Annotated in this window: 11 protein-coding genes; 4 read left to right on the plus strand and 7 right to left on the minus strand. The window is 63.1% G+C overall.

The genetic code is table 11. From position 1 onward, the window contains the following. Positions 1 to 30 precede the first annotated feature (30 nt). On the plus strand, positions 31 to 2589 hold the full coding sequence (locus QFZ54_RS15230) for an alpha/beta hydrolase family protein (protein WP_307088460.1): 2559 nt from the start codon (positions 31 to 33) through the stop codon (positions 2587 to 2589). On the opposite strand, the gene QFZ54_RS15235 is transcribed toward QFZ54_RS15230, so the two are convergent. Together QFZ54_RS15235 and QFZ54_RS20455 are read right to left on the minus strand one after the other, a co-directional pair. Next, positions 2512 to 4293, minus strand: a complete 1782-nt coding sequence (locus tag QFZ54_RS15235) for an asparagine synthase-related protein (protein ID WP_307088462.1) — start codon at positions 4291 to 4293, stop codon at positions 2512 to 2514. The two genes, QFZ54_RS15230 and QFZ54_RS15235, sit on opposite strands and share 78 nt — an antisense overlap. After that, positions 4287 to 4895, minus strand: coding sequence for a lasso peptide biosynthesis B2 protein (locus QFZ54_RS20455; protein WP_373458548.1), 609 nt, complete (start codon positions 4893 to 4895; stop codon positions 4287 to 4289). The genes QFZ54_RS15235 and QFZ54_RS20455 overlap by 7 nt, the downstream gene beginning before the upstream one ends. A 525-nt stretch (positions 4896 to 5420) precedes the next feature. On the opposite strand from QFZ54_RS20455, the gene QFZ54_RS15240 reads away from it, so the two are divergent. Further along, positions 5421 to 5936, plus strand: coding sequence for a helix-turn-helix domain-containing protein (locus QFZ54_RS15240; protein ID WP_307088464.1), 516 nt, complete (start codon positions 5421 to 5423; stop codon positions 5934 to 5936). A gap of 134 nt (positions 5937 to 6070) precedes the next feature. Here the strand turns inward: QFZ54_RS15240 and QFZ54_RS15245 are convergent, their stop codons facing one another. The 3 genes from QFZ54_RS15245 to QFZ54_RS15255 form a co-directional block, all read right to left on the minus strand. Then, entirely contained in the window at positions 6071 to 7177 is a 1107-nt protein-coding gene (locus QFZ54_RS15245) for a GGDEF domain-containing protein (RefSeq protein ID WP_307088466.1), read from the minus strand. Positions 7178 to 7487: 310 nt separating this feature from the next. Beyond that, entirely contained in the window at positions 7488 to 7757 is a 270-nt protein-coding gene (locus QFZ54_RS15250) for an HU family DNA-binding protein (RefSeq protein WP_307088468.1), read from the minus strand. A gap of 448 nt (positions 7758 to 8205) precedes the next feature. Then, positions 8206 to 8388: a hypothetical protein gene (locus QFZ54_RS15255; protein ID WP_307088470.1), complete on the minus strand. Its 183-nt coding sequence runs from the start codon at positions 8386 to 8388 to the stop codon at positions 8206 to 8208. Between QFZ54_RS15255 and QFZ54_RS15260 the strand changes: the two genes are divergently transcribed. Both QFZ54_RS15260 and QFZ54_RS15265 read left to right on the plus strand, forming a co-directional pair. Beyond that, a complete protein-coding gene (locus QFZ54_RS15260; RefSeq protein ID WP_307088472.1) occupies positions 8387 to 9265 on the plus strand; it encodes an MFS transporter in 879 nt (292 codons plus the stop codon). The genes QFZ54_RS15255 and QFZ54_RS15260 overlap by 2 nt on opposite strands. 449 nt (positions 9266 to 9714) lie before the next feature. Beyond that, complete coding sequence (locus QFZ54_RS15265) at positions 9715 to 12681, plus strand: sensor histidine kinase (protein ID WP_307088474.1); 2967 nt, start codon at positions 9715 to 9717, stop codon at positions 12679 to 12681. A gap of 541 nt (positions 12682 to 13222) precedes the next feature. Here QFZ54_RS15265 and QFZ54_RS15270 read toward each other — a convergent pair. Continuing rightward, on the minus strand, positions 13223 to 13930 hold the full coding sequence (locus QFZ54_RS15270) for a FadR/GntR family transcriptional regulator (RefSeq protein ID WP_307088477.1): 708 nt from the start codon (positions 13928 to 13930) through the stop codon (positions 13223 to 13225). A gap of 100 nt (positions 13931 to 14030) precedes the next feature. Next, complete coding sequence (locus tag QFZ54_RS15275; RefSeq protein WP_307088480.1) at positions 14031 to 16472, minus strand: TonB-dependent receptor; 2442 nt, start codon at positions 16470 to 16472, stop codon at positions 14031 to 14033. Positions 16473 to 16487: the final 15 nt, after the last annotated feature.

Consider the following 16487-nt stretch of genomic DNA (forward strand, 5'->3'; position numbering starts at 1 on the left):
CCGCCATCAACGAACGATCAGGAGTATACCATGCGCCAAGCGTGGCTGTTGCCGCTCGCCTGCCTGCTTTCCCCGCCTGTACAGGCCCGTGGGCTCTCCGTCGAAGACGTGCTGGCCAACGAGGAGTACACCCAGGTTCTTCCAGCGCCTCGCGCGGGCGTGGTCGTGATCGGTCGGACCCGTCCGTACAAGGAGGCCGGCAACTACCGTTATGATTGGTTCACGCGCCGCGTACTTTCAGAACTGTGGACCTTCTCGTCTGCAGAACCATCCCGTCTCGTCCGCGTGCTCGGCGGCGAGGTCGGCACGGGTTACTGGGCTGCTGGCCTATCCCCTAGCGGTCGGCGTCTCGCCGTCTTCCGGCTACGCGAAGATCGGCTCGCCCTTGGCATCCTCGATCTTGCCCGAGGCAGCGTCCGTTGGCTGAAGACGGCGCCCGACATGCCGTATTCGAACCCGAACCCAAGCTGGCTCGACGACGATCATCTGCTGCTCGTCACCCGTCCGGACGGTAGCCTGCCCGCAATGCTCGCCTTCGGTTTCGAGCCTGCCCGTCGGGCACCTGCATCCTGGGCCCTTACGGCGCAGGGCCTTCAGGCTGCGGTGTCGGTTCTCGGCAGTGGTAGCATGTTGGGCAAACGCGACCGAGCCCCCGCACGCTATCTGACGATCTACGACATCCGGACAGGAGCCGTCCGACGGCTGCTGGACGGCGACATCGTGGATGTCCTCGTGTCACCCGACCGCCGTCGCGTGGCGATCGTGCGCGAGGATGCCGATCTCGGCGTTGACCAGACGCGTACAGCCGATCCCGCGGATCTGACTCGCGCCCGCCGGCTCGACATCGTCGACCTGAGTACCGGACGCGCAACACCTGCCTGTAAACGGTGCGACGTGCTGCCGAACCTTCTTGCTTGGTCGCCCTCGAGCGGGAAGCTCATCTTCTACGCCCGTACGTCGAACGCCCCGTGGACGAACGGCAAGCTGCTCGTCGCCAGCGGTCGCTTGGGCGACCATCCCGAGACGCCGTTCCCCAACTTCGTCGCGTCTCTCGATACAGCGAGCGCGGGCGCGATCACGGTCCATGCCCGTTGGATGGGAGAACAGCCCGTTCTGCTTGGTAGCCCTTCGGTGACAGCGGCCTCGTCGCCTCCGGTGGCGGACTGGTACCTTCGGGGGCGGGACGGGCGGGGTCCGGTCGCATCGGGGGCGGGGCCCACCGCACGCATCGTGGGTAGTAGCGCCGGGAGTCTGACGTACCTGACGAACGGTCGCCTGCTGCGCGCCACGTTCGATGGTCCACCTACCGAGCTTGTCACTGACGGTAAGGTCGAGACCGCTACCGCACCGCTTGATCCTCTTCTCGATGGAGCGAGGTCTGCGCTCAATCCTGATCCAGAAAGCACGCTTGTCCTCGTGCGGCACGCTGGAACTTCGACGCCGATCGATCTGGCGAGGACTGGCGACGTCCTGCATCGCTATCAGGACGTCATGTCGGACGTAAGGATCGTGGCCGGTCTCCCTGCACAGAACGCGGTATTGCAGCTCGCGCCGCTCGGGGGGAGCGCGGCTACGTTGAGACTGCGTTCAGCCGATCGCGTCGTCACCCTCGACGCAATCAATCGCAACCTCGCCGACGTGGCGGCCGTGACGCCGGTGGTCCTGAAAGGTCGCGGTGCGGACGGGGCTGCCGTGAGCCATCATCTCTATCTCCCCGCCGGAGGGACGGGTGCCGCCCCCCTGGTCGTCATGCCCTACCCGGGGGTCGTCCTCTCGGCAGCGGCCTCTACCCCCAACGTAGCAACGTTCAACCCCACCACCAACATCCAGTTGCTCGTCGCGCAGGGCTATGCGGTCCTCGAACCCAGCATGCCGGCGCCGACGAACGCGCCCGTGAATGAACGGTGGAGCCCCCTCGATCGGATCGCCAACCAAATAACAGAGGCGATCGGCGATGCCGTAGCTACCGGGCGGATCGACCGGACCCGGGTTGCGGTGTACGGGCACAGCTACGGGGGTTACGCCGCGCTGGCGATGGCGACGCATGGCGACGTCGTAAGGTGCGTCATCGCATCGGCCGCGCCGGCCAACCTCGCCGCCGGCTACGGCGCCATCGACCCTCGCCAGAAGACCCAGGACGCAGGTATCTTCACCACGGCAGCCTTCGGATGGTTCGAGTCCGGGCAAGGCACGCTCGGAGCAACCCCGTGGGCATCGCCCGAGCGTTACGTCAAAAACAGTCCGCTTTTCCGAGCGGGCGCAATGAACGCGCCGCTGCTGCTTATTCACGGCGAGTTCGACTATGTCCCGGTCGCAGGCGCGGAACAGCTCTTCATGGCGCTGTATCGTCAGAACAAGACGGCAGTTCTTCTGCGCTACGCTGCCGAGGGCCACGTGATCCGTAGCCCCGGCAACATCAGGGACGAATGGAAACGGATCTTCGCATGGCTTGGGCAAATGGATCGACCGGCAGCCGTATCTCATGCAGGCCTGCCCTCCGAACGGCTTTCTTCACAGACGCTCCCAATACCCTATCCAAGCCTCGATCGAGGCATACAGCATCAAAGGCCGGGACACGTCGCTCCATAGCAGGGTGTCTGCGTCCAGCGCTTGTTCCAAGATCCTACGGTCGAGGAGACCCCGTTCGACCAACCGACCATCGAGAAGAAGCGCTCGCAAATCGGAAACGGCCGCGGTCACGGCTAGATTGTAGTAGCTCGTGGCCTCCCCCTTCGAACGACGTTGCGCGACCGATGTCGGCAGCCGGTCGGCAAACGCCGCCCGGGCCAACTGGCGGTCGAGCCGGCCGCCGGTCAGAATGGGAATAGGTATCGACAGGCAGGCCTCCACTACCGGCTGGGACATCAGCGGATGGACAAACAACGTGGATTTTCCCCTGAGGGTCGGGCCGTAGAATATCTGTGAGTTTGCGATGGCCTGGATCTGCCGGACTTTGGCCGGTGGCAGGCCAGCTACATCCGCGAGCCAGGGATGCACGCAGTTCGCGGATCGTTCGATTGATTCCGGCGTCGCCATCGACCCCGGAAAGCGTGCCGGCATGGCGGGCCGCCCCAGTCGATCCGCGAGAATGGCGCCCCATGCCGACCAGACCGACCGCTGTGCGCGGCGTGCGATGTCCCGCGTGTGACCCGACCAGATCGCCCTCGGTCCGTTCAGCCTGAAGGAATCCGCCGCGATCTCGACGTCGGGCATCTGGTAGAAGACGGCGTCTCCGCCTTGGCCAGTGAAAATAGTGTCTGCACCGACCTCTCGGGCATGCAGCGACATCTGCGCGTCGTGGCCGACGTCGAGCCCGTAAAGGATCGGCTCGGACGGATGAACCATATTTCGAAGAGAGACGATGTCGAGGACACGCTCGTCGGCTGCGATCTCAATGAGCGGGATGTCGCATAGACGTGAGACGTCGCGGGCATATCGCCGCTCGTCACCGCCCGCCTGTATCGTACTCGCGTTGACCAGCGTCATCGGGTGGCGCGGCTCGATGCGCGACAGCGTACCGGACAGGATCGCGGAGTCGAGTCCGCCCGACAGTTCGAGCGCCGCTCGGTCCCCTACGCCGGCCCATGCCCCGACGGTCTCGTCGACAGCTTCCCGCAGGCGCTGCTCTGCCGCGGCTGCAGACGTGCCATGTGCCGCTCGCGCGAGGTCGCACGGGTTCCATCTCGTTTCGATCGGTGGATCTGCCCGTACATCCCCGTCCACCGCAACGGCGTACGGCGTGACCGGTTCGAAGCTGCACCCCGGGGGAATTGTAACGATGCCGCTCAGTGCTGAACGGTAGGCCGTGACCGTGGGATCGTGAAGCAGCGCGGCGATGACGCTCCAATCGACCTTCGGCTTCAAGCCGAAAGTCCTGAGCAACCATTCAGGTACTTGCGAGGCGACGACCAAGCCGGCGTCCGTCCGGAAGACGGACGCCGGCATCAATCCGTCGACGCTTCGCGATATGGACCAGCGGCATTCGGAATGCTTTGTCAGGGTGACGAAGCCGCCCCAATTTCGGTCAATCGATGTGGTGCGTGAATTTCGGAAGCGCCAGCCGACGGAGTACGACGAACCATCGGGCGCGGCATCGACTGGGATGTCCACTGGCGCCGCGGCCGTCCATAGCGACAGTCCGATGGCGTCACGTACGGGGACGAGTTGCGGATCATGGCGCGCGACTTTTCGCGCCAACCGTTGCACCTCGTCTTCGCGGGTGCCGCCGTCGAACCCCTGACGGTTACACTTCGGAATGAATGCGAGGAAGCGGAGTGCCGATGCGTTCAGCATGAGTATATCGGTGTAAACCAAGCAACGTGGTCAGCCGTGTCGTTCAGCACGGCCCCGTCATGCTCTATCCAGCAATGTGCTTCGAACGGATGCGTTCGAACGCCGAAGATCAAAGTCGACGGAATGCCGTACAAGGCCAAGAAGTCGCGCATGAACAGGCTGTTCGGAAGACATCGTCCAAGCCGTGGGACGAAAGGGCGCAAAGCGTCGAACGCCGACACGATACTTGCGACGAGTGCGGGATCGCACTCTCGACTGCGGACAGTCCAGCGGCGATAGCTTGAGACCGGCCCCCGTAGTCGTAGCCACGTGGCGAGACCGGCAATGATCATCCGCGGAACGGCGGCGAGTGTCCGGCGCGCACTGACGTCGAGCCGATCCAAGTCTTGCCGAACCCACAGGGGCGCCGGGTCCGCCCACCGCCACCGATCCCGTGCTAAACCTGCTGCAGCGAGCACGTCCGAGACTTGTTGCCCCCGGTCTGGCGCAGCACGACCGTTTGCCCCATTTTGCGGCAGGCTGTTCCGTCCGATGCAGAGATACGCATCCGTTTCGGCGTCCATCATCACGATATCGCCTGCGACATCGACAATCGTAATCATCGAACCCTCCTATCTCGATCTACGTCGACGAAAACGGGGAAGCGATTGCGCGCTTCCCCGTCCGCAGCCGTCAAGCGCGGTAGCGCAAGATCAGCGGTAGCCCAGGATCGGATTGCCGAGCTCCGGCAGGCCCATAATGACGACGGCCTTCGTCTCCTTGGAGACCTTGCCCAGATAGACGAGCAGCGGGCGCTTTTTCGTATCCATTTGTCAGTCCTTCTTCGATGTTGCCGCGTCCTTGCGGCAACTGAAGATTGACCGTCATCTTCTCCTCTAGCGAGGATAGACGGCGACGAACTAGGCCAACATGGGCCTTCCGCCAGATCTTGGCGACGTCTCGCCGGATCGTGACGGATTGGTCGCCGGATTCTGGCTGACCCTCGTCGTGTCTCGGGACATGTCGGCCAGAATACGGCGTTCTCCCGATTCGCATGGAAGCGCTCGCAGATCGGGGATATGCCAACCACGACGTGGTCTTAGACGGCGTACGGACAGCTACGCGGATTGGCTGCGGAAGGGTCGGACATGACTATCGGCACGAACGACGAACCCGATACCGCACTCCTGGGACGCGTCTTCCGCCGTCTAAGACTGCATCGGAGGCTAAGCGTCGCGCAGGTGGCCGAGGCCTTGGACATGCCCGCGCGGACGTATGCCAATCTGGAAGCCGGCAATGCAAGGATCCATTACGACCGGATCAAACGCTTCGCGGCCTACGCGAACGTGGACCCGGTTGCGATGCAGGCGAGTACGATGTTCAACTCCGAAGGCATGGCGTTAGCATGCTGCGACAACAAGCTGATGATGATCAATCTGCTTGCCATGGAGGAACTCTTCGACGAGCTCGGGACCGGTATCGGCGACCTCGAGCCGCGGACCATCATCGCTGGTTTCGATCAGCTCAAGGAAGGGTTAATCGCCGCCGCGCGCAAACCCGACCCCTTTGCAGAAGGGTGGCTTACCTCGAAGCGCAACTCGGTCGTAGCCCTCAGCATATCCATAAAGAACCTTCTGCAGGGCAGGAAGCGGACCGACGTGTAGTGCTGGCGACTCACTTGCACGCATCCACCGTGCTCCGTGGATCTTTGGCGAACCTTATCGCCGAGCCACCGTCGCCCATGGGATCACCACGGCCCAATCAGCGAGCTGTCCCACCAAGGTGCACATCGAGGAGACTACCAGCCCACGGCCTTCGAAATCGTCGAAGCCGGCGCCGGTGCTGGCGCGCTTGAACCGATTCCGCCCCCGGCACGCTTGACGTGGTACAGCGTCGCATCGGCGGCCTTGATGAGCGTGTCTAGCGATACGCTCATGGGGGGAGACGTGGCGTAGCCGAGGCTGACACCGACCTCGATGGATCTGCCGTCGATCGAATAGGGCGCGGAGATAACGCGGACCAGGCGGCGTGCGAAGATCTGCGCCTCCTCTGCGCGAGCAATGCCTGCTTGCACGACGATGAACTCGTCTCCGCCAATGCGAGCAGCGATATCTCCGTCGCGGACGGTCGCTGCAATACGCGCTGCGAGCTGACGCAACAGGGCGTCGCCGACGGGATGGCCGAAGCGATCGTTGACGGGCTTGAACCGATCCAAATCAAGGCAGTGGACGGCAACCATGGGCACTTCGCCATGGTTACGAACCACCTCGTCGAATGCCTCTCGAAGGCCAAAGCGGTTCGCCAGACTTGTCAGCGGGTCGTGCCGCGCGACGAGCGTCATCTCGTTGCGCAACGCAATTTGCTCTCGCTCTCGTCGATAAGCGTACCGAATGGTTTCCAAGCTGCCGGCGAGAAACGCCAGAAACATTGCGGCGAGCATCAGGCGGCCGACGCCGCCGTCCAGCGCCGCGGTCAGCGCAATCGGTGCCGCAGCAAGCGTTACAGCTGCGCTACAGATCCGTGGTCGGACATACCCCCTTGCGACAGCACCGGAGCAGAAGCCGAACAGCATGCTCGTCGCGAGCATCTGCGGAATCGGCGCCGACTGTGCGAAGCAGATTGCGCCGAGCAAGGCCAGCGCTCCAGCGAACGACAGAGTCGAAATGCCTAGTCTGAACTGCCACGCGGCGCTGACGTCGCGGTCTTCACGGCGTAGCTCAGTCTGCCGACGGTAGGCGACGATGACGCCGAGCCGGCCAACGGATGAAGCCATTCCGGCCGCCACCGCCATCCAGGGCAAATATCCGCCGATTTCCAGCGCGCAGTAGATGCCAACGGCGGCGAAGATCGAGGACATGATGGCTGCAGGTACCAGCGTCGTGAACGAAGCAGCGACCAGTTCCACGTAGACCGCGGTCGGCTCAGGTTCGCCTCGTCTAAAATGCCGCATCCACCCGTTTAACACGTTCAGCGGACGGAAAGGTTAATGACCAGGGACCCATGCGCGTCCGGCGACCTGGCGGAATTGCCGGACTCTCGACCCCTCTCGGTATCTCGACGGTGGGGCGGCACGGATAGGGGCCTACCAGCATGGAGCGAGCTTCGCTGCCACCGCCCGATGATATAGGAGGGGGCGATCGCGCTACGCAAACCGAAGTCGTGGTTCGGCCTACAGATGGTCGACGCCGGCGAATTTCGCCGCCGGCGTCTGCATCCTACAGCTTGTCCTTCAGACCCTTTGCGGGCGTGAACGTGACCTTCTTGGATGCCGCAATAGTGATTGCCTCGCCGGTTCCCGGGTTGCGGCCTTCACGCTCGGGACGGTCCTTGACCGTGAACTTCCCAAATCCCGGAACGGCCACTTCGTCGCCTTTCGCGACGGCTTCCGCAATCTGCGCGAATACCGCGGAAACCGCAGCCTTCGCGTCCGTCTCGCTAGTACCTGTGACGCCTGCCACGCCCTTAACCAGTTCAGCGATGTTCATTGCGGTCGTGCTCCTTGGAATTGAAGGGGCACCTTAGCGAGCGCGGGTAACGAAACCAAACTTCCGTTCGTCGAGTGACCGCGACGGCTTCGCGATGGCACCGCTTTATGTCAGACATGGTATCCATGATGCGACGGAGCCAAAGGGCTTCAGGTCGTTCTCGTTCGGCCCCTTCTTGCCAAGGGCGTTGCGCTGGAAAAAAATGCGGTATTCCCGCTACGATCTCCGGGTTTCCGCGCCGGAACTCTGCTTCCGGTACCGCCATGACCCTTTCACATCGCAGTGCCACACCGTCGCCATTGAGCAAGGAAAAGTCATCGTGCGACCAGTCGGTGCGGTAGAACCTGAACGGAGATTACGTGGTAGCCGCGGGCTGCTGCGGATCTTTGGTGCCACGACCGCGGCCAAGAGCGCCATATGGGCGCTTACCGATCTTCTGTTGGGTGCATTACTGCGCCGCTTCACGGATTTGAACGGTCCGACCATCGCCCTCGTCCTGTGCGCACTGCTGCTTGTCGGAGCCGGAGCCGATCTCCTCGTCGGCTTCCTGCTCGCGCGGTGGAATGAACTTGAAGACGGTGGCTGCGATGCAGCTTACGGGGGCGGTGGCGACGAGCGCGCTTCTGCTCATGCAATTCATCGTCTCGATCGAACGGCCACTGTGCCTCGTCGGTGTGGCGGTGTCATTCCGGATTGCCTATGCCGCGTTCGATGTTCCGCTGACCACGCTCACGTCGCTCCTTCCTTGCAGCGAAGCGGAAAGAGAACGCTATGTCCGCGTCCGCATGGCGGCGAGCGCCTTCAGCCGTCTGCTGATCACGGGGTTGAACGCCTATCTCGCCTTCTGGTCCACTGAGAGCTTTGCAACCTTCGGAATGGCGGGTCTCGGAATGCTGTGCATCGCCATGATACTGTGCGCCGGGACCTTGCGTTTGAAGGTGAGGGGGATGACGCCGGAATTGCACGACGTGCCCCGATACCGTTCCGATGCGCTGGAGGGGGCCCTGCCGTCCGGAAGGCTGATGCCGCTTCTCGTAGCCTTTCTCGTCGCTGTGGCTATCGTGCCTACGCTCAGCAGACTCCTAGTGTACGTCGGTATCGACGGAGAAACGCCCGACGGTGCCCTACTGCTGTGCGCCTTCTCCGTCGGTTCCGTGATCGGGCCAGTCGCGCTGACCCCGACGAGACGTGCGTTGAAGAACTACGATCCGATGATGGTAGTTGCCGCCGCGGGATCCCTCTCGGCGCTCATCCTGGGTGCCGCGATAATAAGCGATGCTTTGACCGCTATGGTCGTTGGTGCGCTATTGCACGGCTTGGCATTGGGCATGGTGGGCACCTTGCTGTGGAACCGCGCCGCGAGCCTGACGGCGTCCGGAAGCGAACGGAAGTACAGCATGGTCTCGGTGCAGTCACCGCCTGCTCGCAGGTCTCGGTTGCGATCGGCACGCTCGCTCTGGGACCATTCATCGACGCGATCGTACGGGCGGATGGATCATTGGTCCTGACCGCTTCGGCGATCTCCTGCATCGGCGCGGTGATGCTGACACGGTTCGGATATAAGCAGGAAGAAACACGAAGAACCCTTGATGATGTTTCAAAGTTGCCGTGATGGGATGCATCGGTGCCGCCGGGCTCCTTTAGACCGCGGCATCGACGGTCTGCATTCGCCTATTAGTCTGCGTCGAAAGCTTGTGAACCGCCTGGGTTCAACTGTTCGGATGCGGTAGAGAGTTTATGTCAAAGCGAACGCTTTGCCGCATTCCGCACCAACGAGAAAGTTATGCATTCGAGTTTCCGATTTATCGTGTCGACTGATAGAGTTGGAACGGTGACCGATGCCATTCCTCTACGATGGAACCCGGCCAACGGCATTTTCGAACATTAGCGGACGTCGATGAACGAAGGGACAGATCAAAGCCGGCAGTGGCGTTCGGTAGCGAACGTGTCCTGTTCTATGGTCTTCGCGCTCATCTTCCTGCTCGGTGGGTACTCGACGGTTACCAAGGCCGATGCGCAACCGCAAATCACCCACAGCAGTTGGACCACGGCCGACGGAGTTCCCGGCATGGTATCCGCTCTGGCTCAGACACCGGACGGGTATCTGTGGCTCGGCACATATGAAGGCCTCTACCGTTTCGATGGCGTCACCTTCGAAAGGATACCTCCTGCGACCGGTCATCCTTCGGGGGCGATCCCCGTCACGGCGGTCTTCGTTACCCGTAATGGCAAACTGTTCGTAGGATATGCTGGCCGAGGTGGCGTCGAGGTCTATAGGAACGGACACTTGATACGTGCCTCAATGCCCAGCGCCCCGGGCGAGGTCACCAGCTTCGCCGAAGACGGCGACGGCGCGATATTCGCCATCGGCGGCCGAGAGCCCGGTGCGCTGTATCGTCTCTGGCGAGGCAGCTGGCAGCGTCTGGGACAGAACTGGGGACTTCCTTCCGAAACGATCTGGTCCGTGTTCGTGGCTAAGGATGGCACCGTCTGGGTCGCCACCGCGAAGCACCTCTTCTTCCTGAGATCAGGCGCGTTCCGGTTCGAAGATACCGGCGAGAAACTGACGGACGGGGCGGGGTTCGCCCAGGACCGCCGGGGCGACATCTGGATTTCAGGCCCCTTCGGAACCCGCATGGTCGCCGACTATCCGCATGGACATCGCCGTCCACGCAAGCCGGTCTTCTATTCCGCGCTGGCTCCGGTCAGCCGCGTCGCCTTGCTGTTCGCTCGCGACGGAGCCCTGTGGGGATCGACCTACACCGATGGGCTGTTCCGGATCGACTCACCGGGGCGCACACAGCCGGGGCGCGCGGCGATCCAACGTTTTCGTACCAACGACGGCATGACGTCCAACCAGGCCGTCGCGATCCTGCAGGACCGCGAGAACAACATCTGGGCGGCCACGGAGAACGGCCTCGATCAATTCCGTAAGGCCGATGTCGAACAGGTCAGGCTGCCGCCGCAGACGTCTCCGCGCGGCTACAAGATGGCCGTCGACCCGAGCGGCGCGATCTACGTCGCCAGCGGGAAGACGCTCTACCGCACCGATGCGGGCGGGGACCCCGTTGCCGTGACGGCCGCGAAGCAGCCGAGTGCACTCTGCTCAGACCCTTCCGGCGGGATCTGGATGGCCGTGGCCCGTCGTATGATAAGGTTTCGCGGCGGGCGTATGATAGTCAACGAGGTCGTTCCGGGACCCGAGCCCGTCACGGGGTGTGGCGTCGATCGCTCAGGCCGGCTCTGGCTCGCGCAACCGAATGCCGGAGTTCTCGTTCTCGATCGCGGCACGTGGCGGCGCTTTGCGCTTCCTCGGATGGGGCAACGTCCGAAGGACATCATCATCGACCGTGCGGGAAACCCGGTCGTGATGTTCAGCAACCGTGCCCTGCTGCTCGTCTCCGCCGACGGTGCCGCCCGGTATCTGGACGGTGACACCATCGGCGTGAGCGGACTGACCGGCGTGTTCCCGATGGATTTCGGTCTGCTGGTCGCGGGCGGTACGGGGATGGCCCTCTGGAACGGCCACGAGTTCCGGCGACTGTCGATAGACGAATACCCTTGGCTGCGCGGCGTGCGAGGACTCGTGCAGACCAAGGACGGCGAAACCTGGATGCTCAACAACAAGGGCGTCCATCGTGTCGCTTCGGCTCGGTTCGAAGCGGCGTTCGATCACCCCCATACCGCCCTGCCGCACCTCACCCTCGGACCAGAGGACGGTCTGTCCAGCCACCCGACGGGCGAGGAGGGCGCTCAGGCCGCCGTCGCCGAGGATGGGAGGATCTGGTTCATGACCCGGCAGAACGCCGTTCGCGTCGACCCGCGGAGATTGATCTCGAATCCGCGGCCACCCAGCGTCCTCATCCGCGGCCTGACCGCAAACGGCCGCCGATATCCGGATCCGCGATCGGTCGATCTGCCCGCGGGAACCCGGAACCTGTCGATCAGCTATACGGCTTTGAGCCTGTCCGTGCCGAGCCGCGTCCGTTTCCGTTACAAGTTGGCGGGAGTCGATGCCGATTGGGTGGATCCCGGTTCCCGAAGAGAGGCATTCTACACGAATCTAGGTCCGGGCAGCTACCGGTTCAGGGTGATCGCCTCGAACGACAAGGGCATCTGGAACAGGCAGGGCGTCGAACTCAGGATAATGATCCCGCCTACCTTCCTGCAGTCCGCCCTGTTCCAGGTCTTGTGCTTCATCCTCGCCGCCCTTCTACTCTGGTTCTTGCTGGATTTGCGGGTTCGCAACCTCACGCGCCGAATGCGCATCCGGGTGGCCGAGCGTACCAATGAACGGGAGCGGATCGCGCGGGAGCTGCACGACACGCTTCTGCAAGGCATCCACGGCCTGATGCTGCGGTTTCATATCGCCGCGCAGTCGGTGGGCGACGACCGTGTCAGACGTGAACTTGAAGATGCCATGAATCTTGCGGACGACGTGCTGATCGATGGTCGTGACCGGGTTAGCGCTCTCCGGGCGGTCGACTCCAGCGATTTGGAAGGAATCGTCCTCGCTCTCATAGAACGGCAGGACTTCCCGCCCGACGTCAGGATCAACTTCACGATCAAGGGTAGGGTCCGGTCCGTGGAACACGATGTCGTCGCCGAGGTAGGCGGCATCGTCGGCGAGGCGCTCTTCAACATCCGTCGTCACGCGAGCGCTTCGGCCGTCACGGTCGCTCTCACGTTCAATCGGTTCAGCATGACGCTCTCGATCCGGGACGATGGCGTCGGAATACCGGAGGACGTCCTGAAGGCCGGAGGTCGATCAGGCCACTTTGGTCTGATAGGAATGCGGGAGCGGGCGAAGCAACTCGGTGCCAGGCTCTGGATCCGTTCGGGGGTCTGGAAGGGAACCGAGGTCCGCTTGATCATCCCCGCACTCGTCGTGAGTTCGCGCTCGAAGCCGATCGCGCCCGTTTAGACAGGCGCCGGAGTTGTCTGACACGCTGAGGGCGCAAGGAGATTGGCTAGGCCGTATCTGTCGGCCGCAGAGTGCGATGGCACTTGGCTGGGTGATCGACAGCCTGCCCGAAGCCACCGACGTGATCGAGATCGACCAGGCCCGCGCTCGGCCGGGACGTCGGCGGCACCCGCTCGTCACGTGCCCAGGATCCAAAACTGAAAGCCATGACCGACCGACGCGGCTATGTCCTGTGCGACGTCGGCCGTGCGTTATGGCGGGATCTCCTGATACCGGACACAATACTGGACACGCGGCGGGGCCCTCTCGCCCATGCCAGCTTTACCTCGGAAAGAGGGCCCGGCCTGCACAGCGCGTGATCGAATGCCGGTTGAGGTTGCAGGTATCTTACGCTTGCGGCGAAGGACAGCGAACGCGAGCGGGCCTGTCGCGCTGCCGGGAGGTGCCGGCTCTTGTCTACCGGGGCCGCCACCCGCTCAAGCAGCGTCCTTGCCGGCATGGCTCAGCACTCGCCGACGGGTGGGGCACACCCTGGCGTTCGTCACGCCCTCTTGGATAGGGCGTCGTAGCGCTCAAAACTCTTCTGCATGTGCATACGTGCCGCTCGGCGCGCCCGCGACGGGTCGCCGGCCTCGATGGCCGCGTAGATCGCCTCGTGGTCCTTGTTGATCGTCCGGGCGTAGGCCTTGTGGGCAAGGGGATCGTCAGCCTGGAGGTACAGTCTGCGTGAGGGGATCAGGCGTACGCCGAGGAACGAAGTGAAGCGCGCGAAATAATCGTTGCCCGTCGCATGGGCTATCGCGGCGTGGAACGCCGCGTCGGCCAGAACCGAACCATCAACATCCGAACTCTGCTCCATGGCGGAAAGGGCGTCGCGCATCGCGGCCAGGTGGCTGTCCGACCGCCGCTTGGCGGCGAGTTCCGCCATCTCGCTTTCGAAGCCCATCCGCATTTCAAGCAGCTTGAGCACGTCCTCGATCGCCTCGACCTCCTCGGGCGTCACCTGGAAGGCGCGATAGTTCGCGGCGTCCGCCACGAACGCTCCGGAGCCGCGGCGAGATTCCAGCAAGCCGCGGGCGGCCAAGCGTGCGAACGCCTCGCGAACCACCGTCCGGCTGACGCCGAAATCCTCGGTTATCTGCTTCTCGGTGGGGAAGCGCCCGCCAGGCAGCAACGCGCCAGACTCGATCTGACTCTCGAACTGCCGAACTAGATCGTCCGCGAGCGTGGCGGCTTTCGTCACTTTCATTCAACTACCTTACCACCCGAAAGGGGGGGCGCCAGCCACCTCTTTCGGGGGGGGGCGACGCAATCGGCCCGCTGAGTTCGGGCCGTCGCCAACGTTGCGCTCAGAACGTAAATCCGCTTCGTATGCCGAAGTAGCGCTGGCTATCTCTTCCAGGCTTGTAGCTGACGGCGAGAGTGGAGGGAGAGGCGGTTACACCGTAGTTCCAGACACCGTCCCGTCCCTTGGTCAGAACGTAATCGCGGTCGAATACGTTGTTGACGAACAGCGTCACCTTGAAAGGACCGCTTCGGACGCCTGCACCGATGTTCACCAGCGTGTACCCGCGCTGTTTGGAATCCGGATCCTGAAGCAGGCTGAACACGACGCCTGACTGATAGTGGACGCTGGACTGAAGAAACCCGGTGATGTCGTCCGTTAGAGGCCGATCATACTGCGCATTGCCCGAGAGATTCCACCGGGGTGAGTTCGGTAGCGTCCGTCCCGACAGGTCCTGTACGCCTCCGAGGCATCCTTGCGCTACGGTCTGCTGCGGGAAGCATGTCGCGTTGATGAAGCGGTCCATTTTCGCCACGGTGTATGCGCCGTAGAGGTTCACCGTCAGCGCGGTTGACGGTCTGGCGGCTGCCTCCACCTCGATGCCGTGCGACGTCACCTTGCCAAGGCTGTTCAATATGTTCTGGCCTGTCGTGTCGTCGCGACTCTGCGCTTGGAAACCGTAGAACGCCTCGTAGAACCCCGTGAGGTTGAACGTCAGCCGATTGTCGAGGAACGTGGATTTCAGGCCGACTTCGAAGCTGTCGCCGTGTTCTGCTGGCACCGGTTGCCTAGCCGCAACGGCGTCGGCGACCGGTACGCCCTTCAACGGGCCCGACGCCAACGGCGTACGCACGGTGTAGGTGCTCGTCAGGTCGTATGCCAAGCCCTTGTAGCCGCGCGCATAGTCCGCGAACACCATCACGCTCTCGGTCGGCCGGAATTGGATCGCGGCCTTGCCGGTCACGACCGTGTCCTGGTCACACGTCGAGATCGCGAGACCGGCGGTCCCGCTCGTCGTCGAACACCGCGGGTATCCGTAGCGCACGCCGGTTCCTCGATCGACGAAGCTGTATCGGACGTCCTCCCGATGGACCCGAAGACCGCCGGTCAGCGAAAGCCGTCGCGTCAGGTCGTACGTGGCTTGCCCGAACGCGGCATAGGTCTGCTGCGCCGACCTCGCGAGATAGCTCGAATAGGCGATGCTGTTCGTCGAGGGCAGCGACGGCAATCCGTTGAAGTCGCCCAAGGAGTTGGATCCGCGCACGTAGTCGCGGAGCGACCGCGTGTCGCTGTAGAACAATCCCGCGACGTAGCGCAGGCGGCCCCGGTCGGGCGACGTGAGGCGAAGCTCCTCGGTGAAAGTCGTAACCTTGAAGAACCCGCCGTTCGCCGATCCGCCCGCCGGTGCAGCCGGGGCAACCGTACGGAAGTCGAAGGCGCTGGAGTCCGTATCCTGAAGATCGACCAGCTTGTAGCGGTCGATCGAACTGATCGACGCGATCGTCGGGCCGCCATCGAACGAATACGCGGCCTTCACGCCGGTGCCGTAGTCTGTGGAACTCCCCTTCGAATCGATGTCGAGCCGTGTGAGGCGGTTCTGAGAGGATGGCACGATCCCTGCGAGGATGACGTTCTGGTCGATGCGTCCGCGAGCGAAGGTGACGCCCGGGCTGAGCTGATACTGCGCCGGCGCACAACAGGTCGATTTCGTGCGGACATAGTAGGGCGATGCGATGATCGAGGCGTTCGATTCCGGTTCCCAAAGTAGCTTGCCGCGAAGCAGAACGTCCGACTGGCCGTTGAGCCAGTTGCCGGTGAACGTGTTGAAAATGGTCCCTCGATACTTGCTGTAGCTGCCGGAAAGGCGCGCCTTCAACGTGGAGGTCAGCGGACCGGAGATGCTGCCCTGATACCGCTGTTCGCCGTCGTCGGTGAAGAACGTCTCGGCTCGCGCCGAAAGCCGGTCGGTCGGAGCCAGCGTCGTGATGTTGATTGCCCCCGCCGACGCCGCCTTTCCGAACAAGGTGCTCTGAGGTCCTCGCAGAACCTCGATCTGCGCGACGTCGGCGAGCGCAGTGAACGCCGCGGCCTGGAAGGCCTGGGGGATGTCGTCTACTACCACGACGACACTGGGCTGCGTGGAGATGCTGTACGCATAGGTCCCGATGCCGCGGATGTTGATGCTGTTGTTGGCCGGCTGGCTCGTCTTCGTGATGGTCAGCGACGGTGCCGTCCGGACGAGATCATCGAAATCCCGTACGTTCGCCCGTTCAAGTCCCGCCGACGTGATCGCGAGCACGGAGGCGGGTACGTCCTGGATGCTCTGCGACCGCTTGTTCGCAGTGACTACGATGTCTTCCAACGCAGCGCTCGGAGCGCTTGGGGAGGGGGACCCGGCGTCGCCCGACGCAGCGTCCGCCGGAGTACCTGACTGCTGGGCTTGCGCCAGTTGCGTGCAGGCAACGGCGTACACGGCGGCGCACGCCAGCAAGCTAGGCTTCTTCATCGCATCCTCCCATTA

This window comes from Sphingomonas faeni, from assembly GCF_030817315.1.
GTDB classification, from domain to species: Bacteria; Pseudomonadota; Alphaproteobacteria; order Sphingomonadales; family Sphingomonadaceae; genus Sphingomonas; species Sphingomonas faeni_C.

Coding starts and splice junctions, on each gene's coding strand:
- QFZ54_RS15230 (WP_307088460.1), top strand. CDS start 31: ATGCGCCAAGCGTGGCTGTTGCCGCTCGCCTGCCTGCTTTCCCCGCCT.
- QFZ54_RS15235 (WP_307088462.1), bottom strand. CDS start 4,293: ATGCTGAACGCATCGGCACTCCGCTTCCTCGCATTCATTCCGAAGTGT.
- QFZ54_RS20455 (WP_373458548.1), bottom strand. CDS start 4,895: ATGATTACGATTGTCGATGTCGCAGGCGATATCGTGATGATGGACGCC.
- QFZ54_RS15240 (WP_307088464.1), top strand. CDS start 5,421: ATGACTATCGGCACGAACGACGAACCCGATACCGCACTCCTGGGACGC.
- QFZ54_RS15250 (WP_307088468.1), bottom strand. CDS start 7,757: ATGAACATCGCTGAACTGGTTAAGGGCGTGGCAGGCGTCACAGGTACT.
- QFZ54_RS15260 (WP_307088472.1), top strand. CDS start 8,387: ATGCAATTCATCGTCTCGATCGAACGGCCACTGTGCCTCGTCGGTGTG.
- QFZ54_RS15255 (WP_307088470.1), bottom strand. CDS start 8,388: ATGAGCAGAAGCGCGCTCGTCGCCACCGCCCCCGTAAGCTGCATCGCA.
- QFZ54_RS15265 (WP_307088474.1), top strand. CDS start 9,715: ATGGTCTTCGCGCTCATCTTCCTGCTCGGTGGGTACTCGACGGTTACC.
- QFZ54_RS15270 (WP_307088477.1), bottom strand. CDS start 13,930: ATGAAAGTGACGAAAGCCGCCACGCTCGCGGACGATCTAGTTCGGCAG.
- QFZ54_RS15275 (WP_307088480.1), bottom strand. CDS start 16,472: ATGAAGAAGCCTAGCTTGCTGGCGTGCGCCGCCGTGTACGCCGTTGCC.